Source organism: Ureaplasma rhincodontis (assembly GCF_057537535.1).
Window position 1 is genome coordinate 41,727 of sequence record NZ_BAAKAX010000002.1, and the last position, 26,027, is coordinate 67,753.

General features: G+C 26.5%; 24 protein-coding genes. 22 read left to right on the top strand and 2 right to left on the bottom strand.

Annotated elements, in window-relative coordinates; translation table 4 throughout:
- Nucleotides 1-7 precede the first annotated feature (7 nt).
- The 10 genes from AC27EK_RS02105 to AC27EK_RS02150 all read left to right on the top strand — a co-directional run bounded on the left by AC27EK_RS02105 (nt 8) and on the right by AC27EK_RS02150 (nt 13,814).
- Nucleotides 8-4,237 carry a PolC-type DNA polymerase III gene (locus AC27EK_RS02105; protein WP_487231703.1) on the top strand — a complete coding sequence of 1,410 codons (4,230 nt, stop codon included), beginning with the start codon at nt 8-10 and terminating at the stop codon, nt 4,235-4,237.
- An 82-nt stretch (nt 4,238-4,319) separates the two neighbouring features.
- Nucleotides 4,320-5,630: a NusA N-terminal domain-containing protein gene (locus AC27EK_RS02110; RefSeq protein WP_487231704.1), complete on the top strand. Its 1,311-nt coding sequence runs from the start codon at nt 4,320-4,322 to the stop codon at nt 5,628-5,630.
- 33 nt (nt 5,631-5,663) lie between these two features.
- The gene (infB, locus tag AC27EK_RS02115) at nt 5,664-7,541 is read left to right on the top strand and encodes a translation initiation factor IF-2 (RefSeq protein ID WP_487231705.1); all 1,878 of its coding nucleotides are present in this window, start codon (nt 5,664-5,666) and stop codon (nt 7,539-7,541) included.
- The gene (gene rbfA / locus AC27EK_RS02120) at nt 7,516-7,869 is read left to right on the top strand and encodes a 30S ribosome-binding factor RbfA (RefSeq protein WP_487231706.1); all 354 of its coding nucleotides are present in this window, start codon (nt 7,516-7,518) and stop codon (nt 7,867-7,869) included. The genes infB and rbfA overlap by 26 nt, the downstream gene beginning before the upstream one ends.
- 1 nt (nt 7,870) lies before the next feature.
- Nucleotides 7,871-8,269 (top strand): hypothetical protein, encoded by a 399-nt coding sequence (locus tag AC27EK_RS02125; RefSeq protein ID WP_487231707.1) that lies wholly within the window; start codon nt 7,871-7,873, stop codon nt 8,267-8,269.
- 23 nt (nt 8,270-8,292) lie between these two features.
- Nucleotides 8,293-11,256 carry an SMC hinge domain-related protein gene (locus AC27EK_RS02130; protein ID WP_487231708.1) on the top strand — a complete coding sequence of 988 codons (2,964 nt, stop codon included), beginning with the start codon at nt 8,293-8,295 and terminating at the stop codon, nt 11,254-11,256.
- 11 nt (nt 11,257-11,267) lie between these two features.
- The gene (ftsY, locus tag AC27EK_RS02135) at nt 11,268-12,302 is read left to right on the top strand and encodes a signal recognition particle-docking protein FtsY (protein ID WP_487231709.1); all 1,035 of its coding nucleotides are present in this window, start codon (nt 11,268-11,270) and stop codon (nt 12,300-12,302) included.
- Nucleotides 12,274-12,600 carry a putative DNA-binding protein gene (locus AC27EK_RS02140; RefSeq protein WP_487231710.1) on the top strand — a complete coding sequence of 109 codons (327 nt, stop codon included), beginning with the start codon at nt 12,274-12,276 and terminating at the stop codon, nt 12,598-12,600. The genes ftsY and AC27EK_RS02140 overlap by 29 nt, the downstream gene beginning before the upstream one ends.
- A 20-nt stretch (nt 12,601-12,620) precedes the next feature.
- Nucleotides 12,621-13,232: a trigger factor gene (locus AC27EK_RS02145; protein WP_487231711.1), complete on the top strand. Its 612-nt coding sequence runs from the start codon at nt 12,621-12,623 to the stop codon at nt 13,230-13,232.
- 6 nt (nt 13,233-13,238) lie between these two features.
- Nucleotides 13,239-13,814 (top strand): GntR family transcriptional regulator, encoded by a 576-nt coding sequence (locus AC27EK_RS02150; RefSeq protein WP_487231712.1) that lies wholly within the window; start codon nt 13,239-13,241, stop codon nt 13,812-13,814.
- A 36-nt stretch (nt 13,815-13,850) separates the two neighbouring features.
- Here AC27EK_RS02150 and AC27EK_RS02155 read toward each other — a convergent pair whose 3' ends face one another.
- A complete protein-coding gene (locus AC27EK_RS02155; RefSeq protein WP_487231713.1) occupies nt 13,851-14,738 on the bottom strand; it encodes a DegV family protein in 888 nt (295 codons plus the stop codon).
- A 102-nt stretch (nt 14,739-14,840) separates the two neighbouring features.
- Here AC27EK_RS02155 and thrS point away from each other — a divergent pair, with 102 nt between their 5' ends.
- Nucleotides 14,841-16,565 (top strand): threonine--tRNA ligase, encoded by a 1,725-nt coding sequence (gene thrS / locus AC27EK_RS02160; RefSeq protein WP_487231714.1) that lies wholly within the window; start codon nt 14,841-14,843, stop codon nt 16,563-16,565.
- 3 nt (nt 16,566-16,568) lie between these two features.
- Here the strand turns inward: thrS and AC27EK_RS02165 are convergent, their stop codons facing one another.
- Nucleotides 16,569-17,195, bottom strand: coding sequence for a hypothetical protein (locus AC27EK_RS02165; RefSeq protein ID WP_487231715.1), 627 nt, complete (start codon nt 17,193-17,195; stop codon nt 16,569-16,571).
- A gap of 177 nt (nt 17,196-17,372) precedes the next feature.
- On the opposite strand from AC27EK_RS02165, the gene rpmG reads away from it, so the two are divergent.
- The 11 genes from rpmG (at nt 17,373) to AC27EK_RS02220 (ending at nt 26,007) form a co-directional block, all read left to right on the top strand.
- On the top strand, nt 17,373-17,537 hold the full coding sequence (gene rpmG / locus AC27EK_RS02170; RefSeq protein ID WP_487231716.1) for a 50S ribosomal protein L33: 165 nt from the start codon (nt 17,373-17,375) through the stop codon (nt 17,535-17,537).
- A gap of 1 nt (nt 17,538) precedes the next feature.
- Complete coding sequence (locus AC27EK_RS02175; RefSeq protein ID WP_487231717.1) at nt 17,539-18,618, top strand: M24 family metallopeptidase; 1,080 nt, start codon at nt 17,539-17,541, stop codon at nt 18,616-18,618.
- 6 nt (nt 18,619-18,624) lie between these two features.
- A complete protein-coding gene (gene cdd, locus AC27EK_RS02180; protein WP_487231718.1) occupies nt 18,625-19,014 on the top strand; it encodes a cytidine deaminase in 390 nt (129 codons plus the stop codon).
- A gap of 4 nt (nt 19,015-19,018) precedes the next feature.
- A complete protein-coding gene (locus AC27EK_RS02185; protein ID WP_487231719.1) occupies nt 19,019-20,674 on the top strand; it encodes a phospho-sugar mutase in 1,656 nt (551 codons plus the stop codon).
- 1 nt (nt 20,675) lies between these two features.
- Nucleotides 20,676-21,074, top strand: a complete 399-nt coding sequence (locus AC27EK_RS02190; RefSeq protein WP_487231720.1) for a hypothetical protein — start codon at nt 20,676-20,678, stop codon at nt 21,072-21,074.
- Nucleotides 21,075-21,221: 147 nt separating this feature from the next.
- Entirely contained in the window at nt 21,222-21,674 is a 453-nt protein-coding gene (rpsF, locus tag AC27EK_RS02195; RefSeq protein ID WP_487231721.1) for a 30S ribosomal protein S6, read from the top strand.
- Nucleotides 21,675-21,685: 11 nt separating this feature from the next.
- Nucleotides 21,686-22,144, top strand: a complete 459-nt coding sequence (locus AC27EK_RS02200) for a single-stranded DNA-binding protein (RefSeq protein WP_487231722.1) — start codon at nt 21,686-21,688, stop codon at nt 22,142-22,144.
- 14 nt (nt 22,145-22,158) lie between these two features.
- The gene (rpsR, locus tag AC27EK_RS02205; protein ID WP_487231723.1) at nt 22,159-22,395 is read left to right on the top strand and encodes a 30S ribosomal protein S18; all 237 of its coding nucleotides are present in this window, start codon (nt 22,159-22,161) and stop codon (nt 22,393-22,395) included.
- 48 nt (nt 22,396-22,443) lie between these two features.
- A complete protein-coding gene (rplI, locus tag AC27EK_RS02210; protein ID WP_487231724.1) occupies nt 22,444-22,881 on the top strand; it encodes a 50S ribosomal protein L9 in 438 nt (145 codons plus the stop codon).
- Complete coding sequence (locus tag AC27EK_RS02215; protein ID WP_487231725.1) at nt 22,881-24,248, top strand: DnaB family ATPase; 1,368 nt, start codon at nt 22,881-22,883, stop codon at nt 24,246-24,248. The genes rplI and AC27EK_RS02215 overlap by 1 nt, the downstream gene beginning before the upstream one ends.
- Nucleotides 24,235-26,007, top strand: a complete 1,773-nt coding sequence (locus AC27EK_RS02220) for a hypothetical protein (RefSeq protein WP_487231726.1) — start codon at nt 24,235-24,237, stop codon at nt 26,005-26,007. The genes AC27EK_RS02215 and AC27EK_RS02220 overlap by 14 nt, the downstream gene beginning before the upstream one ends.
- Nucleotides 26,008-26,027: the final 20 nt, after the last annotated feature.

Here is a 26,027-nt window from a genome sequence, read left to right on the forward strand (position 1 = left end):
AGTAAAAATGAAATTAAAATTAAAAAATGCTCTTATAAGATTGGGCTTTTCAGAAACAGAAGTTTCCATTATTATTGATTCTTGTTCTGATTATGAAACAAGAAATGAAGAAAAATTAACAATCATTTTAAAATTATCTAAAATGATTGATTTTTTCATTTTAAAGAAAATAAACCAGATCAATAAAGAGCAAGACAATATAGTTCTTATGGTTAAATATATTAATCAATATTCAATTAATGATATTAAAGAATTGTTGGCTCATTTTTTTAATGTGAATGATAATAAATTATTATTATCATGTGTTAATCATGAAAAAATTGAAATACAAAACAAAGATTTAATCATTCATTATTCATCAAACAAAACACAAATTGAATGAAATAGAAATAAACCTAAAATAATGAGTTTTTTTAATAATTTCTGTTTTTTGGAAATTACTGATTTATTATTTTTAGAAAGTAATGAATGTAAAGAATTTAATTCTAAAAAAGAAGAAATCATTTTTTCTAATAGATTTAGTTCAAGTAAATCAGAACTTAATTCTAATAAGGTAAGTAATATATCTGATTTGATTGTTGAAATGAAAATGGCAACAATTGAGGTTGATGTTTTAAAGATAGATTTTAAACTTTTAAAAAATGATGTAAAACTATACACTATTTTAGTTGAAGATAAGACTTCTTGTTTATATTTAAAAGCGTTTGCTAAAAGCGAAAATGATTATTTAGCTAATATGCATGAAAATATGCATATTAGAGCAAAGATAAGTTTAGAAATTGATAAATATGAAAATAACAATCAATTGGTTGGAAGTATCAAAAATTGAATTGAATTTAAAATAAGCAAGAAAATAGATGAAGTCGAAAAACCAAGAATAGAAGTTGCAGCACATACTAAAATGTCTGCTTTTGACGGTTTGATTACGCCTAAAAAAATGAAAGAAACTTTAGATTCTTATAATCAAAAAGTAATTGCCTTTACTGATAGATATAATGTTCAAGCATATCCAGAGATTTCAAAAGCTTTTTCGGATTCTGACATTAAAGTTATTTATGGATTAGAAACAGAAGTATTAGAAGATAAGTACTTCTCTGTTTTGAATCCAACTAATGAATCTATACTGGATTCAGAATATGTTGTATTTGATTTAGAAACAACAGGTTTATTTCCAGCCTTTCACGACATTATTGAATTTGGTGCTGTTAGATATAAGAACGGAATGATATTAGATAGAAAACAATTTTTTATTAAACCTAATGTTCCCATTTCACAAAAAACAAAAGAAATTACTAACATAACAGAAAAAGATGTTGTTAATGCTATGTCTCAAAAAGAAGGTCTTCAAGCAATTCTTGATTATGTTAAAAATTCAATTTTAATAGCACATAACGGTATAAATTTTGACTTTAATTTTTTAAATGTTAAATTAGAACAATACGGATTTGAAAAATTAAATAATTGTATGATTGATACTTTGATTATTTCAAGAGGCATAAACCAATTCAGATCTAATACTCTTGAGAGATTAGCAAAAAATTATAAGATTGAATATTCTACTGAAGACGCTCATAGAGCTGATTATGATGCCGATGTTTTAGCAAAGGTGTGAGGAGCATTCATGCCTTTCTTTACTGAAAGAAGGGTTTATACTATTGATAAAATAGATTCAGCAACAGATGATGATAGACTTAAAAATTCTTCAAGAGGACACTTTGTTAATATATATGCAAAGAATCAAGAAGGACTTAAAAATATTTATGAAATAGTTTCTAAAACTCATACTGATTTTTATCATGGTAGACCTACTATTACTAAATTAGAATTAAATAAATTTAGAAAAAATTTAATAATAACTAATTCTCCAATAGAGTCTGATGTGGTTAATGGTGCTTTATCTTTTTCTGAATCTGAACTTGAAAAAGTCATAGAATATTATGACTATGTTTTATTAACTCCCCCGTTAGGTTTGGATCATGAAATAATATTAGATAATATTTCAATTGATGAATCTAAAAAAGCTATTTTAAGAATTGTTGAGATATCAAATAAAACTAAGAAAAAAATGATTGGAACTTCAGGAGTTTATTATATTGATAAGGCTCATAGAAAATTCCATGACATTTTTGTTAATATACCAATTCTTAATAGAAGAAGACATAGATTTTGAAGAAGTCATACTGCTCCTTTAAGTTATTATAGAACTACCAAAGAAATGACTAAAGAGTTTGAATTCATTAATGATTCAAAAATAATTGAAGATATAGTAGTAAATAATTCTTATCATTTTAATGATAATTTTAAAACTAATGTAGAACCACTTAAGAAAAAATTATATCCTCCAAAGATTGAAGGTGTTAATGAAAAAGTTAGAGAAGAAGTAAACAAAACTGCTCATTCAATATATGGTGATAATTTACCAGATATTGTAGTTAAAAGAATAAAGAAAGAACTTGATTCTATTATCGGTAATGGTTATGCAGTTGTTTATTGAATTTCTCATTTATTAGTTACTCAATCATTAAATGATGGTTATGTAGTTGGTTCAAGAGGTTCTGTTGGTTCTTCTTTAGTTGCTACTTTGTTATCAATAACTGATGTTAATCCGCTTAAGCCACACTATATATGCAAAAAATGTAAATTTAGTGATTTTAGTGATTTTAATGTAGATGATGGTTATGATCTTAAAAATAAACCATGTACAAAGTGTGATGGAACATTAATAGGTGAAGGACACAATATTCCTTTTGAGACTTTCTTAGGTTTCAATGGTGATAAAGTTCCAGATATTGATTTAAATTTTTCTGGTGTTTACCAACCCAAAGCCCATAATTTTATTAAAGAAATGTTTGGAGAAGAACACTCTTTTAGAGCTGGTACTATAAGTACTATTGCTGAAAAAACTTCTTTTGCAAATGCAAGAGAATATTTTGAAAACATAGAGAAAAAAGCAACTAACGCTCAAATACATGGATATGCTCTTAAATGTCAAGATGTTAAAAGAACAACGGGACAACACCCTGGTGGTATTATTGTTGTTCCTGAAGATATGTCGATTTTTGATTTCACTCCTTATAATTTCCCAGCAGACGATACAAAACAGAGTTGAAAAACTACGCATTTTGCTTTTGAATATATTCATGACAATTTATTAAAATTTGATATTCTTGGACATGATAATCCTACCGCACTAAGAATGCTTAAAGATTTAACTGGAATTGATGAGAAGCAAGTTCCTATGAACGACGAGAAAACTTTAAGTTTATTTAGCAGCAATAAGATTTTAAATATTGATTTAGAAAAATATTTAAAAGAATCAACCGGTGCAATCTCTATTCCTGAATTTGGAACTAAATTTGTTAGAGAAATGTTAAAAGAAGCTCAACCAAAATCATTTGCAGATCTTATAAGAATATCAGGACTTAGTCACGGTACTGATGTTTGATCTGGAAATGCTAGAGATCTTATCAAAGATAACGGACTTACACTAAAAGATGTTATAGGATGTAGAGACGATATTATGGTTTATTTAATCAACAAGGGTGTTGATGCTTCTTTATCTTTTCAAATAATGGAAGATGTTAGAAAAGGTAAAACTATTAAACAAGAACATGAAAAAGTATTAATAGAAAAAGATATCCCAAGATGATATATTGATTCTGCAAATAAAATTAAATACATGTTTCCTAAAGCACATGCTACTGCTTATGTATTTCACGCTTGAAAATTTGCTTGATATAAAATCAATTATCCTCTTGAATACTATGCAACTTATTTTTCAGTTAGATCATCAATATTTGATGTTCAAACATTAACCTCAAGTGTTGATAAAATTGTTGAACAACTTCTTGATATAAGAAAAAGAATGACTAATAAAAATTTAATGAGCACAGTAACAACTAAAGAAAAAGATCTTATTCCTTTATTTGAGGTTGCTATTGAAATGAAATTAAGAGGTTTAGAAATCAAATTAATTGATTTTGAAAAATCACATGCAAACGATTTTATTCTTGATAAAGAAACAAATTCAATAATATGTCCATTTTCTTCTTTAGATGGATTGGGAGAGGCAGTTGCTATAAGTATTGTTGAAGCCAGAAAAGATGGACCTTTTATGTCAATTGAAGATCTTAAAAAAAGAACTAAGATAACAAGTCAATCAATTAAAAAACTTAAAGAACTTGGTGTTTTAAACAATCTTTCTGAATCAAACCAAATAAGTTTATTCGACCTTTAATGTGCTATAATAATTTTGCAATTTGTTTTGTAATTTATAAAAGAGAGCTTGTTGCTCTCTTTTTATTTTTTTAAGGAGTATTATGAAAAACAATAATCAAGTTCAATTATTGTTGATGGAAGCAATTAAAGAAATTGCTAAAGAAAAAGAAATAGAACAATCATCAATTGAAGAATTCTTTAAACTTGCTATTAAAAGAGTTTATGAAAAACACTTTTACCAAGACAACATTAAAGTAGAAATCGACAGTACTAAGAACGAATTAAAAGCTTGAACATTATTGAATGTTGTTGAAGCTAATTATGTTAATAATGAAGAATATGATGATCTTTTAGAAATCCCAGTTGATAGTGAAGAATTAAAAAATAAACTATCAGTTGGAGATGTTTATGAAAGACCATTTGATTTAGTAAAAGAATTTAAACGTCAACATATTCAACAAATATTACAAAATTTCAAACAAGACATTATAGAAACAACTAACAAAAAGGTTTATGATTCATGAAATTCAATGGTTGGCGAAATAATCATTGCAACGCTTGGGCAAGACGAAGATCCAAAAGGTTCACATTATATCGATCTTAAATATGATGGATTAGTAGAAACAAAGGGCTTCTTGTCTAAAAGAGATCAAAACCCCAATGAAGATTTAAAATCAAATCAACAATATCCATTTTTAGTTAAAGAAGTTACAGAATTAACTAAATTTTGACCAGTTCTTTTATCAAGAACTGATGTTAAATTGGTTAAATATTATTTTAATTTGGAAATTCCTGAAATAGAAGATGGAAGCATCGATATAGTTGGAATGTCAAGATTTATTGGATTTAAAACTGTAGCTATAGTTAAATCTAATACTCAATCTATTAAATTCCCAGCTGCTATTTGTGTTGGAACTAAAGGGTATAGAGTTAAAGCTTTATCAAACAACATTGGTGGAGAAAAAATTGAAATTTTTAATCATTATGATGACATAACAGCGCAATTAGTTTGTGTTTTTGGAAAAAATTTAGAAGGAATTAACAGAGTAAGAGCCGTTAAGTTCGACTATGAAGATGAAACAGATCCTACAAAAGTTACTAAAGCAACAATAGGTATTCATGAAGATGATCTATCGTTTGTAATTGGGGCAAAAGGTAAAAATATTAAATTAATAATTCAATTACTTGGTTACTTTATTGAAGCTATCGATATTGAAGATATTGATGAAGATTTTAAAACAATTGATAAAAATATTTTAGATACTCAATCTGTAGAAAATACATCTAAAGAATCTGAAAAAAATAATTTAGATGATTTAAGTGTTGAATATGGAATTGATAGTTCTTCACTTGATACGTTTGAAGATGAATTTAAAGAAGATTTAGAAGATTTCTTTAAAGACGAAGAATAATTAAAATTAAATAATTCATGCAAAGGAGCTAATATGGCAAAAAAAACAAAGAAAAATGTTGTAGTTGATAAAAGAGAAACTATTGACATTAATAAAAAACTTAAAAAAGTTGATGTGGGTGTTAAAGATGGAGTTTTCATTTTTACTTCTCCATTAACTATTGAAGAATTTGCTCCTAAAATTAATAAATCTTCAGGAGAAATTATTAAAAACTATTTCATGAAAGGTCAAATGAAAAATATAAACACTCTTCTTAATGAAGAAGAAATTGCAGAATTATGTTTAGAACACGGATTTGACTTTAAGATTGAAAAAGAAATTAATCTTGAAAATATTTTAGAAAATATTGATTTTGATGATGATAAAAAAAGTTTGAAACAAAGAACTCCAATAGTAACTATTATGGGTCATGTTGACCATGGTAAAACAACTTTATTAGATACTATAAGACATTCTAGTGTAACAAATTCAGAAGCAGGTGGAATTACTCAACATATTGGTGCTTATCAAATTACTAATAAAGATAATAAAGAAATCACTTTTATTGATACTCCGGGTCATGAGGCTTTTAGTGAAATAAGAGCTAGAGGTGCAAACGTTACTGATATTGTTATATTAGTAGTTGCTGCAGATGATGGAATGAGCGTTCAAACTCATGAAGCTCTTGATCATGCTTTAAGTGCCAATGTTGAAATTATAATATTTATTAATAAAATGGACAAACCAGAAGCCAATCCAGAAAAAGTAATGTCTCAATTAGCTGAAAGAGATATTATGCCTGAAGAATGAGGTGGTAAATATGTTTTTGTTAAAGGTTCAGCTAAGAACCATGAAGGTATAGACGAACTTCTTGAATCTATAATAGTTCTATCTGAAATTAAAGAATACAAAGCAAACCCTAATAGATTAGCTTTTGGTACAATTCTTGAAGCAAATCTTGATAAAGGATTTGGTCCAGTTGCCACTTTATTAATTCAAAATGGTACTTTAAGAAAAAATGATCATTTGGTTGCGGGTTTTACTTTTGGTAAGGTAAGAATGATGTTTGATGATTTGGGAAATGAAATTGATGAAGCACTTCCTTCTAAACCAGTTAAGATTGCAGGTTTAGAAGAAGTTCCGAAAGCCGGAGACAGATTCTTAGTTTTAGATGATGAAAAACAAATAAAAACCATTGCTTTACAAATTAAAGAAAAACAAAACAACATTAATAGAAGTAATACTATGTCTGAAGAAAAAAGACAACTTATTAATGAGGGTGGTTTAAAAAACTTAAATATTATTTTAAGAGCTGATGTTCATGGTTCATTAGAAGCTATTAAACAAATGTTATTAAAAATTGAAATTGAAGGTACTAATGTTAATTTAATTAGAAGCGCTATTGGTGGAATAACTGAAACCGACATTAGATTAGCACAAGCTTCAAATGCCTTAATAATAGGTTTCAATGTTAGAGCAAATAGAATAATTAAAGATTTAGCAACACAAGTTGGTGTTGAAATTCAAAATCATAATATTATTTATAAATTAAAAGAAGATATTCAAGGAATATTAAAAGGAACTCTTGATCCAATTATTGTTGAAGAGGTTCTTGGAGAAGCAGAAGTTCAAAAAACTTGAAAACATAGTGACATAGGAACAATTGCCGGTTGCAAGGTTTTATCTGGGAAAATCGTTCGTAATGGTAAAATAAGATTAATTAGAGATCAAGTTGTTATTTATGAAAGCGAAACAAAATCATTGCAACACGGAACAAAAACTGTTAATGAAGTATTAGCTGGTAATGAATGTGGAATAACAATTAAGAATTTCAATGACATTAAAGAAAAAGACATCATTGAATCTTATACTCTAATTAGTAAAACTTATGACGAGGTTAATGAAGATGGCAAATCAAATAAAAATAGCTAGATTTGAAATAACCATAAAAGAAGTAATTTCAAAAGCCATAATAACCGAAGTTGAAAATAAAATTGCTAAAAAAGCAACTATATTAGAAGTTAAATTAGCAAAAGATTTATCAGTTGTTAAAGTATATGTTGATTGTTTAGACAGAACTAAGATTAATGACGTTATTCTTAATCTAAACAAACTTAAGGGATTTTTTAGATCAAAAATTGCTAGTGCATTAAATATCTATAAAACACCAAATATTGTATTTTGCAACGATGAAACTATTGATAGATCTTCTAGAATTGAAGAACTTTTGAGACAAATAAAAGACGACGAAAAGAGATAAAATGAAAACATATTTCGAAAATTTATTAAATAATCTTGGTGATAATTTACAAGGTTATAAATATTATCAAAAAACCTGAATAGTTATTCTTGTATCTACAATTATCTTATTCGGATTAGGTGCTATTTCATTAGGTTACCTATTTAGTTCTCATGGAAATGCAACTGATACTATTATTAATTTAAATTCAGCATTTTCTAGCGCTTCAAAAATACTTGTATATATATCATATGGAATTATAGGATCTGTTTATGTGTTCTTAGCTGGTGTATGAATCACAGGTATCAATAATATTACTAAATCAAAATATTTTCACTTATTTTTATGAGTGTCTTATGCAATAGCAGCTACGCTATTAATAATTGCAATTATTTTGTGTTTTAGATCGATAATTGTTTAAAAAAATAAGAGGTATTTATATAGATGGTATTTTTAAAAGAATTTTATGCTGAAGGTTTTAAATCTTTTGCTGACAAAGTTACATTAAACTTTGAAAACGGAATGATAGGGATTATTGGACCAAATGGATCTGGTAAATCAAATATTGTTGATGCTCTTAAATGAACAATTGGTGAACAGTCAGTTAAAGCGCTTCGTGGTAGCGAAAAGAGCAATTTAATTTTTATGGGTGCAGAAGGTAGGCCAGAGGCAGAATTTGCTATGGTTACTTTAACTTTTGACAACTCTACAAAAATATTACACCATGATGCTAAAACCGTATCTGTTACTCGTAAATTAATTAGAAAAACTGGTGAAAGTCAATTCTTTATTAATAATGAACCTGTAAGATTGAAAGATATTCAAGATACATTCTTAGACACGGGTTTATCTAAAGGTTCTTTGGGGATTATTTCTCAAGGTACAGTTAATTGATTTGCAGAAGCTAAAAAAGATGAACGTAGAAAAATGTTTGAAGAAGCTGCTGGTATTGGTAGATATACTAAAAAGAAACTTGAAACTAAATCATTACTTGAAAAATCAGAAATTAATCTTTCTAGATTAAGCGACGTTATTTATAACTTTGAAAAAGATATAAGAAAACTTGAAAGTCAAGCTGAAAAAGCGAAAATCTATAAAGAGAAAAAAGATGCTTTAGAACAACTTGATGTTACTTTAATGGTTCAAGATTTATTAAAATGAAATGATGAGGTAAAACACGATTCAGAAACTGTTAAGACTTTATCTAAAAAAGTCGAAGAATTAAGATTTGAAAGAAATGAACTTCAAGCGATATCAGAAGAAGCTGAATTAAAATTCAGAGAAGCTGATGTTAAACTTTCTGATCTTACTAAACAAAGAGAAGAACTTAATTCTAAAATTAATTATTTAAAACAAAAAGAAATTTTATATACAAGTAATTTAAATAATGAAATTTCTTCAAATGACAAGATAGTTAGAGCTAACGCTTATAAAAAACTTATTAGTGATAATGAAGTTAGTTTAAGGAATTTAAATAGCGAAATCGTTAAAGTTAGAGAAGAGGCTGAAAAAGCACAAGTTGATTATGATTCATCAAATGAATTAAAATCTAAACTTAATTCTGAAATGAGCGAAATTAGTCAAAACATTAGTTCTAAAAATGCTAGATTTGAAGCTTTACAAGACCAAATAGAAAGAATGACAGCATCTCAGAGAGGTGTTCAAACTATTATTAAAAATAAAGCTGCACTTCCTGGTATTATTGGTACAGTTTCATCTATGATTGAAGTCGCTAATGAATATGAAGTTGCTATTTCAACTGCATTAGGTAGAACAGTATCTAATATTATTACTCAAAACAAAGATAATGCTACAAATGCCGTTAATTTCTTAAAAAGAAACAAAACCGGTAGAGCAACTTTCTTGCCTTTAGACATTATTAAACCAAGATATATTAAACCAGATAGTTTAGAGATTGCATCTAAACTTGAAGGATTTGTTAATGTTGCTTCTAAATTAGTTAAGTACGATGAAAAAATCAAATCAGTAATTGATAATTTATTAGGTCAAGTTTTGATTGCTGATAATATTGAAAATGCGACAAGAATAGCTGATATGACTTTTAATGCTTACAAAGTTATATCTCTTGATGGTGATGTTAACTTTGTTGGTGGTGCTATCGAAGGTGGTAGTTCTAAATCTAATAAAACTTCAATGTTAAATATTGAAGAAAGAATGGAAACACTTAAAAAAGAATTAGAAGAGTTAAATGAAGAAAAATCAAAACTGAATATTCATTTAGAAAAAGCTAATATTGAATACAATATTGCTAATAAGAAAATGCAATCTTCAAGCATTAGTCTTAATGATATGGAAAGAAACATTGATCACTTCGAAACAAAGATTAGAGAAAACAAATTAGAATTCGAAGGACTTACTGGAACATCATATGATGACATTACAGAAGCTTTTGATGAGAATGAACTTAAGAAAGAAATTTTATCTCTTGAAAATGAATTAAGAGATCTTTCAACATTGATTTCTGATGCAACTGAAGAAAAAGTTGTATATCAAGATAAAAATGGAGATTCTAATCATAAATTAAACGATGTTAATGTTAATCTTGATAATCTTTCAGTTAGATTAAATCAAAAACAAAATAATTTAACTCAAATGAGAAATGGTATTGAAAATGCAGAAAGCAGAATAGTTGGTGTTTATAACATGACTGTTGAGACCGCTATTGAAAAATTTGACAAACCATTAGACATTCCAACAGATATTGCCAAATCAGAAGTTATGAGATTAAAGGCTGATATTGATGCCTTAGGTAATGTTAATTTAGCTGCTTTTGAAGAACTTGAAGTTAAACAAGCTGAATATGACACTATTAAAGTAGAATATGATAATGCTAAACAAGCTGTTGATGAATTAGAAAGTACTTTAAAAGAACTTGATAAGAAAGCTAGAAAAGATTTTGAAGATATTATTAATAAAGTAAATGAAATTTTACCTTCTATATTTAGAAATCTATTTGGTGGTGGAAATTGTAGAATTGAATGTACTGAACCAGCTGATGTATTAACTTCAGGTATTGATGTTATTGTTCAACCTCCTGGTAAGAAAATTAGCAACTTGATTTTATTATCTGGTGGTGAAAAAACATTAGTTGCATTAGCGGTTCTATTTGCTATTCTTAAATCATCATCTTTCCCTATGGTTGTATTAGATGAAGCAGAAGCTGCGCTTGATCAGGCTAATGTTGATATCTTTGCAAAAATTATTAAAGATTATAGTGATAATACCCAATTCTTAATTATTACTCATAGACCAGGTACTATGAAAACTTGTGATGTTCTTTATGGCGCAACAATGCAAAGAAAAGGTATTACAAGAGTACTTAAAACTGATATTTCAGAAATCAAGAATAAATACGAATCTGCTTCAGTTTCTGCTGATGAAGAATAAAAGGTGAAATAATGGCTGGATTTTTTAAAAAATTATTTAAAAAAAATAATGACGATTCTATTGTTAAAAAAATTTCTGAAAAGAACGTTGAAAATAGAGTAATTAAAGAATCTAAAGAACAATCTCTTTTTAACAATAGTTTAAAAAAATCATCTAGTGCTTTTTCCAAAGCTATAGATGAAATCATTAAGAAAGAAATAAACATTGATGATGAATTATTTGATTCAATAGAAGATATGCTTATTTCATATGATGTTGGTTACAATGCGACGTCTGTTATTGTTGAAGATTTAAGAGATGAAATTATTAATTCGAACATTAAAGACTTTGAATTAATAAAAGAGTTGTTAATAGATAAAATATTTACTTATTATATTAGTGGCGCATCCACAACAACAAATTTAAACTTATTGAATGATAGAACAAATGTAATTGTTGTGTGTGGTGTTAATGGAGTTGGTAAAACGACTTCAATTGCTAAAATTGCTAAATATTTTATAGACCAAAATAAAAAAGTTTTATTAGTTGCTGGTGATACATTTAGAGCTGGTGCTGTTGAACAATTAAAGGTTTGATCTAAAAAACTAAATACAGACATTGTGGTTCCTCACAAAGAGGGATTAGAAACAGCGACTGTTATTTATGAAGGTGTTAAAAAAGGTTATGAAGAAAAGTATGATCTTGTTATTTGTGACACCTCTGGTAGATTACAAAATAAAACTAATTTAATGAACGAACTAAAGAAAATTTTCAGTGTTATTAAAAAATTCGATAAAGACGCTCCTCATGAAACTTTATTGGTCTTAGATGCAACTACTGGTCAAAGTGGATTAAATCAAGCAAAAGCATTTAATGAGGTTTCAGAACTAAGTGGAATAGTGCTAGCTAAAATGGATTCGACTTCAAGAGGTGGAATAGTATTAGCTATTAAAGATTCATTTAACATTCCCGTTAAATTTATAGGTCTTGGAGAATCATTAGATGATTTATCTGTCTTTGATTTAGAAAAATTTGTTGATGGAATGGTTTCTGAATTTGGAAAATAAAGAAAAAAATAGATTTGAAATCATAAAGTTATTTGATATATATCAGGATCTATTGACTGATAAGAGAAAAGAATATTTTATTTCTTATTATTTTGAAGATCAATCTTATTCTGAATTGTCTCTTGTTTATAATGTAACTAGACAAGCAATTCAAGATAATATTAATAACACTATTAAAGATCTTTATGCATTTGAGAGTAAACTAAAAATATATAGTAAAATTAATGAAATTAATGATTTGATTGATAGTATAACAGATGAAGATATTATTAATAAACTCAAAAAAATAAATCAATAAGATTTATGAAAGGACAACTTATGAAATCAACATTAAAAGTTAAAAAAGAAATAGATTGAACTAGAACTATAGTTATAGAAGAACTAGTTATGGACCAAAGTATTGCAGAAATGCACAAGGAAAGAATTGATAATATTTTCAAACATCTTTCTGAACAAGAAAGAGCAATGCAATTAAATAACATTGTTATGAGAGATAATATTTTCAATGCAGCAATGAATTTCTTGTTTGAAGACTTTGAATTTACTTATGATGAATCAGAAGTTGAAGAATTTGAAAAAAATATAATTCAAAATTTTGGTGAAGATAGAAAAGATATAGCAAAAGAATTTGCTAAAAAAATTATTTCTAAATTCTTAATTTTTGAACACTTACAAAAACTACATGATATTAAAATAACAGATGAAGAATTAACTTCAGTTTTACAAAATTATTATGAACAAACTAATCAACCGATTAGAGATTTCATGAAAAATGAAGAAAGCTTTCAATCTGCTAAAAACACATTATTAGAAGAAAAAACAATTGGTTTTATTGTTGATAAATTTCCTAAAAATTTATCAAAATATGAAGCCAAATTATATGAAAATTTAAATAAAGCTCAAAACAAAGAAGAAAAAAAAGATAAATAATATCTAATGACTACTAAAGAATATATTATTAGATATATATTACTTAAAATATTTTCAAAAAATATTAAAGTTTCAGAACAGCTTCCGAGTGAAAATAAACTATCTGAAATCTTCTCTTGCTCAAGAGAAACCGTTAGAAAAGTTTATGAAAAACTAGAATCGCTTGATATTGTTATTTCTAAAAAAGGATCAGGGCATATCGTTTCTGAAAATTACTTGAATAATTATTTTAAAGTTCCTAAAAATTTAATATTTGATGAATATGAACTTCTTGAACATTCTAAGAATGAAACAAACTACAAACTAAAATTAAATTCATCAGAAGATTCATTTCTTAAAATAAGAACAAAAATAAAGTTTAAACAAGAAAACAAAACCACTCTAGATGATTTATTTGCTCAACTTGTTTTTCAAACTAATCTAAGTTGAGATTCAATAGAAGAACACAAAGTAATTAAAAACAACTTCATAATTTACAGCATTAAGTTTATAAATATAGAAGACAAAATTAAGGATCTTGAAATCGAATTTAATATTCCAATAAAAAGTTTTAAAGATTCTAAAACAAGAGCGTTTATTTAAAAAAAAACATCGCCTGAAGAGACGGTGTTTTTTTTATTAAATCTTTTTCTTAACTTTGTTAGTTACGACTTGTAAACCAATTGCTTCATTTCATACAACAGTGTGAAGAACAATAGGAGCGTTAACAATTTTTATTTTGTTTTCAGCTATTGAGTATTCTTTAATCAATTTGTTTTTAACATTGTTGATTTCTTCTTTAGTGTTATTAGAAATTAATATTGCTAAATTTTTAATATCTTTTGAAGGATCAAAATCATCAAATATTTTATTAAAAGCGTTCATTGATTTAGATAAGAATTGATCTCATTTTTTCATTACTGTCTCTAAATGATTTATTTTGTCATATCTTAATAAAGGATATATTTTTGTTAATTTAACTAATTTAGTTACTATTTTAGGAACACGCCCACTTGCTATTATTCCATCAACATTTTTAATGCCTATGTATGAAACTGAATGATTGTGATAATTTTCTACATATTTTTTCAATTCATTAATATCAATTTTTGGATCTTTGTTTACTTTTGCTCTAACTTCTTTTGCAATTAGTTCTAATTCATAGCCATAAGTATTTGTATCTGCTACTATAAATTTATCATCAAACATGTTTTCTAATGATTTTAAATGTGAATATTGTGAAGATCATCCTGAACTTATTGGAATTGCTAATATATATTCATATTCTTTTAATTTGTTTGAAATTAATGTTTCCATATATCCAATAGGAGTACAACTTGTTTTAAAAGTGTATCCTTTATCAAGCATTTCAATAATATCAGATGGTTTTAAATGAAGTATTTCTTCAATATATTCCTTGCCATCATTTCTAGTTATTGTTAACGGTAAAATTTCAACATCATATTTTTTAGCTTGTTCTAAACTCATGCTTGTTGAAGAATCAGTTAATATTAATAATTTTTTCATTTGTAATCCTCAAAGCTGTCTTGTTGTCTTAATTATATATTAAGAAACATTTTTGTTTATAATAAACATAATTCTATAATTTTTTTCATAAGGTATAAGAAAATGAATAATAAAAAATTAAATTTAAGTGCTGGTTTTATATTAGCCAATGCTTTAATTAAAAGATACAAAGATATAAAAATAGTAGACATAAGAGAACAAGAAGAAGGTTACTATGTTGAATTCAATTCAGAAGAAACAATTTCATCAAAAGATTTACTAAGAATTGAAAAGGATTGTCAGAAAGTTGTTTCATCAGCATCAGAAATAAAAGTAGAAACCTTAAGTTCTTCTGACTTCAAAAAAGAGTTCAAAAATAACAAATTTATTTTTGAAGATAACAAAGAAAAAAAAGTTCATAATGTTATTAATATTAACAATAACATTGTTTATACCAACGACACGGATTTATTAGAAAACACAAAATTGGTAAAAGTAAACAAATTATTAAGTATTGGTGGAAGTAATTGACACAATGATGTTAAGAAAGACCAATTAACAAGAATATTTGGAATTGCTTTTGAGACTCAAAATCAATTAAATGATTATCTTGAACTTGTTAAGGAAAGAAAAGAAAGAGATCATAGAAAAATTGGTAAAGAATTAAAATTATTTACTTTTGATAGTTTAATAGGCGCGGGACTTCCCATATTATTACCAAATGGTAATTTAATTAGAAATGAAATTAGAAATTATATTGAGACACTTGAAAAAAAATATAATTTCTCTTCTATCTCTACACCAGTGTTGGCTTCTATTGACCTATATAAGACTAGTGGACATTGAGACCATTATAAAGAAAACATCTTTCCGCCAATAAAAGTTGACAATGAAGAATTAGTTTTAAGACCAATGACTTGTCCTCATCACGTAATTGTTTATAAAAATGAACAATATTCTTATAAACAATTACCTATTAGATATTGTGAACCATCTATATTACATAGATATGAATCATCAGGCGGTTTAACTGGACTTGAAAGAGTTAGAGCGATGGTTCTTGAAGATACTCATATATTTGCAAGAGAAGATCAAATAAAACAAGAAGTTAAAAATTGTTTTGAAATGATTAAACAAGCTCATAAAGATTTAGGTTCTAAAGTCTTTAGAGTTGACTTGTCATTAAACGATCCAAATGATAAAGAAAAATATCACGGCAACAAGGAAATGTGAGATTCAGCTCAATCACAATTAGAAGAAATGTTAAATGAAAACAACATTGAATATACAAAGATGATTGGAGAGGCGGCTTTTTATGGACCTAAAATTGATTTCCAAGTTAAAACTGCTTTAGGAAGAATAATTACAGTGTCTACTATTCAATTAGACTTCTTATTACCTGAGAGATTTGATATATCTTATAAAGATTCTGATTCTGAATTAAAAAGACCTGTAATGATTCATTTAGGATTAATTGGTACTTTTGAAAGATACCTTGCGGTCTTGCTTGAACAAACCAAGGGAGTTCTTCCTTTATGATTAAGTCCAAAACAAGTTTCTATTATTCCTGTTAATTTGGAACTTCATTCAACTTTTTGTGAAGAAATCAATGAAGTTTTAATTCAGAATAATATAAGAACAGATATTGATTTAAGAAATGAAAGGATTTCTAAAAAAATTAGAGATTCACAAATTTCAAAAACACCTTACCAAATTGTTGTTGGTGATGATGAACTTAAAGACAAGAACTTTGTGTCATACAGAGAGTATGGTAAAGAAAAAATTAACAAAGTCACAATTAATGACTTCGTTAATTTACTTAAAAATAAAATAAATTCTAAAAATTAGTTATTATCATTTAAAGTTTTCATCAACTTTTGCATAAAGCGATGTAGCATAAAATTCGTTATTAAATTTTCTAGAATTTTTAATATATTTTTCTTCGATGCTATCAGAATAAAAACGAGAGAAATAAAAAGAGTTGTTTTGAAATAAGATTTCAGAATAATTCTTTTTATTTTCTTCTAAAATTAAAAAATTGTTGCAATCGTATGCAGTGTTATTTCAGAAGTTTCTTTCTGTTTGGCTGAAATGTATGTAGTTTGAATGATCAAGAATTATTTTGAATTTAATTTTTTTATTATCCTCTAGTTCTTCTTTTCAAGTTAATAAATATGCATTTATTAATAAGCATAAATTCATTAACGGCATTCCATTTTCAGTATTAAAATATCCTTCTATCTTGTTTTGATTATGTACTGAAGTTACATGGAATTCAGAATTTGAAAAAGTTTTTAAAATTCAATTTATTAAGACTGTAATTTCAATCGTTTCAGAAATGTCATTAATTTCTATATAAATTTTTGACATTTTAATTTTTTTAATTTCGTTTGTATCTAAAAAAGTAGAATTACTTTTATCAAAAGAAATTTTTAGATTTTTAATGTTTGTGTTTATTATTTTTTTTAATTTGTTCATATAAATCTATTTTATTCTAAATACTTGTATATTTTAATAATTTATCTAATACAATAAAAAAATGAATTATTCTAATTGTATAGTAAAATAGTATTATATTTTTTAAGAAAACTTATTTGTTTTTCAAATCTATAAATATACAATTAAATAAATATTAAAATATTTTAAGGAAAAAAGATGGCTATTAAAAGAGGAATTAGATTACAATGTATCGAATGTAAAGAGATAAATTACTTGTCTAAAAAAAATCCTAAAAACAATCCGGATAAATTAGCTTTAAACAAATATTGTAGTAGATGTAGAGCAACTAAGTCACATGTGGAAATAAAGGCAAAAAAATAATATGAAATTAAGAATTAAATTAGTAAAAACTTTTTTAGCTAACGCTAATATAGATGGTGTGATATTCGCTTCTAAACAAAATCGTTATTGATTAACAGGTTTTGAATCAACAGAAGGATATATTTTTGTTAACAACAAAGGTGAAATAAGATTTCTAGTAGACGGAAGATATTTCGAAAGAGCTCTTGCTTCAATCGAAGGATTAACTAGAGATGAAATTGTTTTAATTAACACTAAAAAAACTTTAATTGAACAAATTAAAAATGTATTAAACGATTTACAAATTAATAAATTAGCTGTTGAAGCAGAATATACAATAGTTTCATTAAGCAACTTATTGGCTTCAATTAGAGGATTAGAATTATTTTCATTTAAATCACAAGCTTTAAGAATCACAAAAGATGAAGAAGAAATCAAATATCTTAAAAAAGCTTCTGAAATCACTTCTAACACTTTATCAAAAGTTAAATCAGATCTTAAAGCTGGAATGACAGAGAAACAAATTGCTAAAATGATCACTCAAGGTTTATTGTCAGCTGGTGCCGATGGTAATTCATTTGACCCTATTGTAGCTATTGGTGTTAATGGAGCAAATCCTCATCATGTTCCAACTGATACAAAACTTAAAAAAGGTGACTTCATTACTATTGATTTAGGATGTTCATATAAAGGTTATGCTTCAGACATGACAAGAACATTTACTTTTGCTAAATTAATTAGAAAAACAAAAAACCAAAGAATGTTAAAAATCTATAACGCTGTTAAAGAAGCACATAAAGTGGGTATTGAACAATTATCAGTTACTTCAACTGGTGAATCAATCGATACTGTATGTAGAAACATTATCTCAACTCATGGTTATGGAACTTATTTCCTTCATGCAACAGGGCATGGTGTTGGAATAGATGTTCATGAATTGCCTCTTATTTCATCAAAAAACAAAGACCCATTAGGTGTTAATTCAGTTGTAACTGTTGAACCTGGTGTTTATGTTGAAGGTGTTGGTGGAGTTAGAATTGAAGATACAATTTTAATTACTCAAAATGGACCTGTAATTTTAACTAAAGATTCTAACAAATAATCATTTATGGAAAAGAATAAAATTTTTAATCAATTAAAAAAACTTCACTCCGTTTCTTACGCTAAATACTCAAATTATCCAGTTAGTGCAATTGTTAGTACTGATAAAGGGTTCTTTGAAGGTGTTAACGTGGAAAACGGAGCTTTTCCATTAGGTTTATGTGCTGAAGTTAATGCGATTTCGACTGCAGTTACTAATGGTGCTACAAAAGTAAAAGAAGTTTTCTTGCTAACTAAAACCGAAATAGGTTTCGGAACTCCTTGTGGTGGATGTAGACAATTCATTTTTGAATTCTCAGAAAATGAAGATGTAAAAATTAATTTATTTAATTTGAATGAAGAGTTGGATATAGTCAAAATTAAAGATTTATTACCTTACCCTTGAAAGGATTTATAAATTTATGAAAAAAGAACTATATGAAATTGTTTATGAAGAATGATTAAACAATAAAAATGTTCCTGATAGATTAAAACAAGAAATGGAAAAAATGGATGAAAAGACAATTAAAGTTGCTTTTCAACCAGGTTTGATCAAATTTGGGACTAGTGGTTATAGAGCTGAAATGGGACCTGGATGTACATTTTTAAATACATTCACTTATACTCAACTTGCATATGGTTACGGTAAGTATATACAAACTCAAAAAAATTGAGAAAAAAGACCTGTCATATTAGCAAGAGATAATAGACTTAATTCAGATAAATATGTTTTATTAATAGCAGACGTTTTAAGTTCAATGGGAATTAATGTTTATATCATTAAAAATAATGTTGTGCTTTCTACTCCTCATTTATCTTATTTAATTATTAAATTAAATGCTGTTGGTGGCATTAATATAACTGCGAGCCATAATCCTAAAAAAGATAATGGATTCAAAACATATAATAGTTTTGGTTCTCAACTATTGCCTGACGAAGATAAAATACTTGTTGAATCAATGTTGAAATGAGATGAAGTTTTAAATTATGAAGTCAAACCAGATACTTCTAAAATTCACACATTAAAAGACAAAGATGTTCAATCTTTCTTTAATGAAATCCAAAAGATTTCAGATGTATCAAAATCAGCCAAAAAAACAAAAGTCTTGTTTTCTTCAATGCATGGAGCCGCAACTCCATATATGGTCAAGTTTTTAAGAAAACTTGGTTATGATGCTCATGATTTTGAAAAACAAAACTTTATTAGTTCCTCTTTTGAAAATGCAAAAATCATAAACCCTGAAGAACCAGAAGCTTTTGATCCTGCAATTAAGTTTGCTGATGAAAATGGATTTGAATTAATATTTGCAGCCGATCCCGATGCTGATAGATTAGGAATCGCTTATAAACATAATAATAAGTGAGAATTTCTAACTGGTAATGAAGCTGGTATTATTCAAACTTACTATCTTTTGAATAAAAATAAAAACTCTAATAAAAATCTTAAAATAATTAGTACTTATGTTTCAAACAACATGATAGATAGATTAGCAAATGAATTCAATGCTCAAGTTATTAGAACAACAACTGGATTTAAATGAATAGCAAATGCTATGAATCAATTATCTGATAATGATAAATTCATTACAGGTTTTGAAGAAGCAATAGGTGCAACAACTTCTGATCTTAATAGAGAAAAAGACTCATTCCAAGTGGCGGCTACTCTTTTAGAAATTTATACTAAATTCCAAGATAAAAAATATACTTTTAAAGATATATTAGAAAAAGAAATTTTTCCTAGATATGGAACTTGATTTGGAAAAACTCAATACTTTATGATTTCAGGTTATGATTGAAAGTTTAAAGCACAAGAATTAATGGAATATTTATTAAACTATAAAGGTAAAAGTATTCTAAATAGAAAAATCACTAAAATTGAAAAAAACGAAGTTGGTCAAACTGTAGAATTCAATTTTAAAAACGATAGTTGATTGAAATTTAGAATTTCTGGAACTGAACCAAAATTCAAAATGTATTTTAATTTATTCACTAATGAAGACACTGAAACTACATTTGAAGAACTTAAGCATGAAGCTTTAGAAATAATCGAATATTTAAGAAAAGAATTAAACATATAAAATGACTGAAAACAGAATTCTAGAAAAGTTTTATGCATATAAAAAATATTTAAAAGCAATTTCATCTTTGAATTTTGTTATTGCAATATTTACTTTGCTATGAGTTATTTTCTTGTATTACTATGTGTACACTCCAACAAACTTATTAAAAAATTCATTATTAACTTGTTTTTCAGTATTTGCATCTTTATCTTTAATTTTGTATATTATTTGCTCATTAATAGCTGTAGTTTTATATAAGAGACACTTTAAAGACGAAACATCTGAAATACTCATTCTTTATTTAAAACAATCATTGATTACTATTTTTGTTCCTTTTTTATATCCATTTATTAACTTAATTAAGATAAGTTCAATAATAAAAAAAGTAGAAAAAGAAGTTATAGATTTAAATAGATAAAATAATAAAAAAAATATCTTTGTTTCAAGATATTTTTTTATATTATTGACTTTATTTCAAGTATAATTATTTAGTTTTATATGTGTTATAAAACACTCTTACTCAGTTTAGAGTAATACCCCATAAGAGAAAGGTTAGATACACATTATGGCTAAATATGAAATTATGCTTTTAATAAGCAGTAATTTAAAAGAAGCAGAAGCTAATAAGATTGCTTCTGACTTGATTAAAACAATAAACGAAAAAAGTATCAAAGAAACTAAAATTGGTTTAAAAGATATGGCTTATGAAATTAAAAAAATGAAAAAAGCTTATTATTTCCAATACAACTTTGAATCAGATCAAACTGAAAACTTAGAAGAATTTAAACGTCTTACAAGAATTAACAAAAATGTTTTACGTCAATTAGTTATTAACATTGAAAAAGACTATGGTTACAAAGCATCAGTTAATCCTAAAAAAGTTGCTTCAAACAAAAAAGCTGCAGAAGTTAATGCTAAAAAAAGAGAAGAAGCAAGAATTAGAAGCGAACAACGTAAAGCTGAATATGAAGCTCGTAAAGCAGAATGAGCAGCTAAAAACAGCGAAGCTAAAGCTTAGGTTTATTTAAAATGAATAAAGTATTTTTATCAGGATATTTAACTAAAGATCCTATAATCAGAAAAACTAAAAATGATAAAGATGTTGCTAGTTTTTCTATTGGTGTAAATGATGCTAGACAATGAGAACAAAGTTATTTTCTTAACTGTGCTGCTTTTGGTCCAAGTGCTACATTTGCTAAAAACAATTTACATAAGGGTGATCTAGTTGTTATTGATGGAAGAATAACAACCGGAAGTTATGTTAACAAAGACGGAAACACTATTTATACAACTGATATAGTTGTAGATAATATTAAAAGTTATGGTTCTAGAACTAAAGGAAGTGCCTCAAAATCTGAAGCTAATGATTATTCAAGTAGTTCAGATGAACACGAATTTAAAAAAACTATTAACTTAGGTGAAGTTTTTGATGAAAAATCAAATTCAAAAGATAAAGACTCAAATAATGATTGAGACGATGAAATTTAGAAAGAAGTAAAATTATGGCTAATTTAAAATTTAAAAAACGTAAACCACGTAAAAAAATATGTTATTTCTGTTCACGTGGTATTGAACAAATTGATTATAAAGACGTTGATACATTGAACAAATTTATTAATCAAATTGCTAAAATACAACCAAGAAGAATTAATGGAAACTGTTCAAAACACCAAAGAAGAGTTGCGAATGCAATTAAACGTGCAAGAATAGTTGCTCTTTTACCATTTATAGTTGAATAAATTTAAAACCCTAAACTAAGGGTTTTTGTTTATATTTAGGAGTTAATCATGAAAGTAATTTTAAAACAAGATGTTAAGGGTGTTGGTCTTAAAAACACCATTGTAGAAGTTAATGATGGGTATGCTAAAAACTTTCTTATAAAGAAAAATTTGGCTGTTTCACATAATGAGAAAAACTTAAGAGAACTTGAAAAAGACTTAGATATACTAAATATAAATAACGAAAAAAGACTTGATGAAGAAAGAATAATTAAGTCCAAATTAGAAAAAATGTTTTTAGAATTTGAACTTAAAACAAATAACGGAGCTGTTTTTGGTCACATAACAAACAAGGCTTTATTATCCGAAATTAACAAAGAAGAAAAATTGATTAATAAATTTATGTTTGATGAATCTTACAAAATTACTGTTGGATCGTCAAAAATTAAAATTAATTTATCAAAAGACACATCAGCTATTATTAAAATAAATGTAAAGGCAATATAATGTCATATAAAAGAATAGAAATAGATTTTGAAAATCTAGAATCAAGAATCATTTCTTCTTTCTTAAGAGATTTAGATGCCAGAGAAGAAATAGTTTCTAAAATTACAATTGATAATTTCAAGAAGCCAACTAATAAAAAGATATTCACTATACTTTTGGATTATTATGCAAAGAGCAAAGATTTTAATTTAGAAGTATTTCTTGGTGAAATGCAAGATTTAGACTTTAAAAAGAAAATAGCAAAATATTTAACTGAAAATCCAACATCTGAAAATATTAATGTTTATATAGAATCATTAATTAATGCTTCTATTAAATGAAAACTTGAAGAAGCTCATAGAGAATTTTCTGATGAAAAAATTACTATTTTAAATGCTGATGAAAAATTTAATGATTTATTTGAAAGATCAAGAAAAATAATTCTTTCAAAACCAACAGCTTCTCTAGTTGATGTTTCACAATACACTAAAGATTTTAATGAAAGAATGACTAAATTAAAAAATCACGAAGCAGACGTTAATGGTGTAAAAATTAATTTTTCAGGAATAGATAAACTAACTAATGGCTTTTCTCCAGGAGAATTAATAATTCTTGCTGCTAGACCTAGTATTGGTAAAACAGCATTAGCATTGAATTTTGTTTCTAATATTTTAAAAGACGACAATATTAGAAGAGATGAAGTTGTTGTTCTTTTCTCATTAGAGATGAGTGCTGATCAATTAATCGAAAGATGAATTTGCATGAATTCTAATCTTGATAACAACGTTTATAAGAACGGTTCATGAAATGAAGAACAAGAAAAAATGATAAAAGAAACAAATGAAGAAATTTCAAAATGAAATCTTAAAATTTTTGATGGTTCAAAAATAACTGTTAATGAAATTCATTCAACTTTAAGACAACTATCAAAAAGTTATAAAATTAAATTAGTAGTTATTGATTATTTACAACTTATAGAGTCTACTAAAAATTCTTTTGCTTCAAGAAATGAAGAAGTTGCAAAAATATCAAGAACTCTAAAAATAATTGCTAAAGAAATAAAAACACCAGTATTAGCTGTTGCACAGTTGTCAAGAAACATAGAACAAAGAACCGGTGAAGATAGAAGACCAAGATTATCTGATCTTAGAGAATCTGGCGCTATTGAACAAGATGCTGATATTGTTTCATTTATTGATTATGATAGAAGTCAAGTAGATGATGCAAATAGCAATAATGAAATTGTTAAATTCAAATCAGTAGTTAATGTTGAATTTACAATTGCTAAAAACAGAAGTGGTGAAACAGGATTGGTTAAATTGTCATTTAACAAATCAACTGGTAAGTTCACTAAATTTATAAGGAAGAAAACAAATGATGAAAATTAGAACAAGAAAAAAATTATTATTTTTAGGATTAGGAGTTGCAACGATTGGTGTGTTATCATTACCACTTCTTTTATCAACTTCATGTGCTTCAACTTCTACTCCTTATGGCCCTTATACAGATTTTGCTGTAACTATAAACGGCAAAACTTTAAATATGAAAATGTATACAAACTCAAAAGTTGTATTTATGAATAAAACAACTGATGGATTTGGTATTCCTATTCCTTCATGAAAAGACAAAGAAGTGACTGCTAATCAAGTGGCAGAACTTGTTAAATTTAGAGCTCCAGGTTCAAAAGTAGAACCTGATCAACAATATGTAATTGATCAACCAGATTTAAATAAAGATTCTCCTGCAAGATATGAAGAAAACGGAAAATGAATTAATGCAACCAATTTTACTGTTGGAGATGCATTTAAACTTTTAAACATATTATCGATAACTGAATCTATATATTCTAATGCTCAAACATTTGCTATTGGATTAATTAAAAACGCTTCTTCATCACAAGCGATAAATCCATCAAACACCACTTCACTTCAAATTTCAAATTGAAACAATCAAATTATTAACTCTCCATTAGCTAAAGAATTCACTCTTGGGTTATTAATGGGAGCTGGAGAGGGCAATACTTCATATTCTTTATGACCAAGTAAAATTTCTATGAACTTAAATATTGTTCCTAACACAGCAACGACTACTCCATCTTGAAACAATGGTGGATTTCCAACATTTAAAACTCAAGTTGATGAGAATAATTTATCAAAATATAATTTTAACATTGAAGCAACTAATGTTAATTTAACTTATCAATGATACAAAAAAGCTAGAACTGGTGGAGAATTTCAAGGTGTTGACGTAAATATATTAAATGATGCATCAAAATATACAGGAAGTCAATGAAGAGCTTTACAAAGTGCTGGATTAAAAACAGGATACACTTCAACAACTTATGTAGTGCCAGTTTCTAATATGAATTTTAATGCAAATAGTGGATGATATACTCATGCCGACAAACCAACTGAAACAAATAAAGATCCAGTTACAAATTATTATTTAAATGGATTAATGTCAGTTCAACCAACATTATTTAATTCTAATTATCCTGAAGGCGCAATTGATGCTTCCAATTTTAATTTTTTACAAGGAACTGAAAATTTTTCTGTTAAAGCCGTTGAAGCCTCAAGAATTGACAATAAAGGATTTGAAAATCTTTATAAAACAATAAATAATATACCTTCAAATAAGAATGTTACTGCCAAAATAGTTTCTTCAAATATAGAAAATGGTTTTGTAGCTGCAAATGTAATGATTAGTGAATCTAATAATTCTGTTATAACCAAAAAAGTTTCTTATTATGGATTTAAAACTCCTAAAGCATTAATTCCTACATGAGGTGTTTCTCAAAATCAATTTGCTTTTTCTTTCCCAGCAATTAATGGTTTGACATCTGAAAGATTAAATATATTTAATGAAGAAATTAAAAAACTTTCAGAAACGAATCAAGTAGTTAATTCACACAACACTTTGCCGTTTAATATGTATAAATATTTAGTTATTTTAGGTTATTTAAGTAATTTAAATAATCCATTAGATGGACTAAATAATGTTATTCAATCAGTCGATTCTAAAGAGAATGAAATTGAAACTGCAGTTAAAAATAATGACAAAAAATCACCATTATTTAACAATTCTGATTATAAAAATGGAATTTCAACACTTTATCAATTAATAAATATTTCAACTATCAAAAAATAAAATTTAATAAAGGAGCGCAA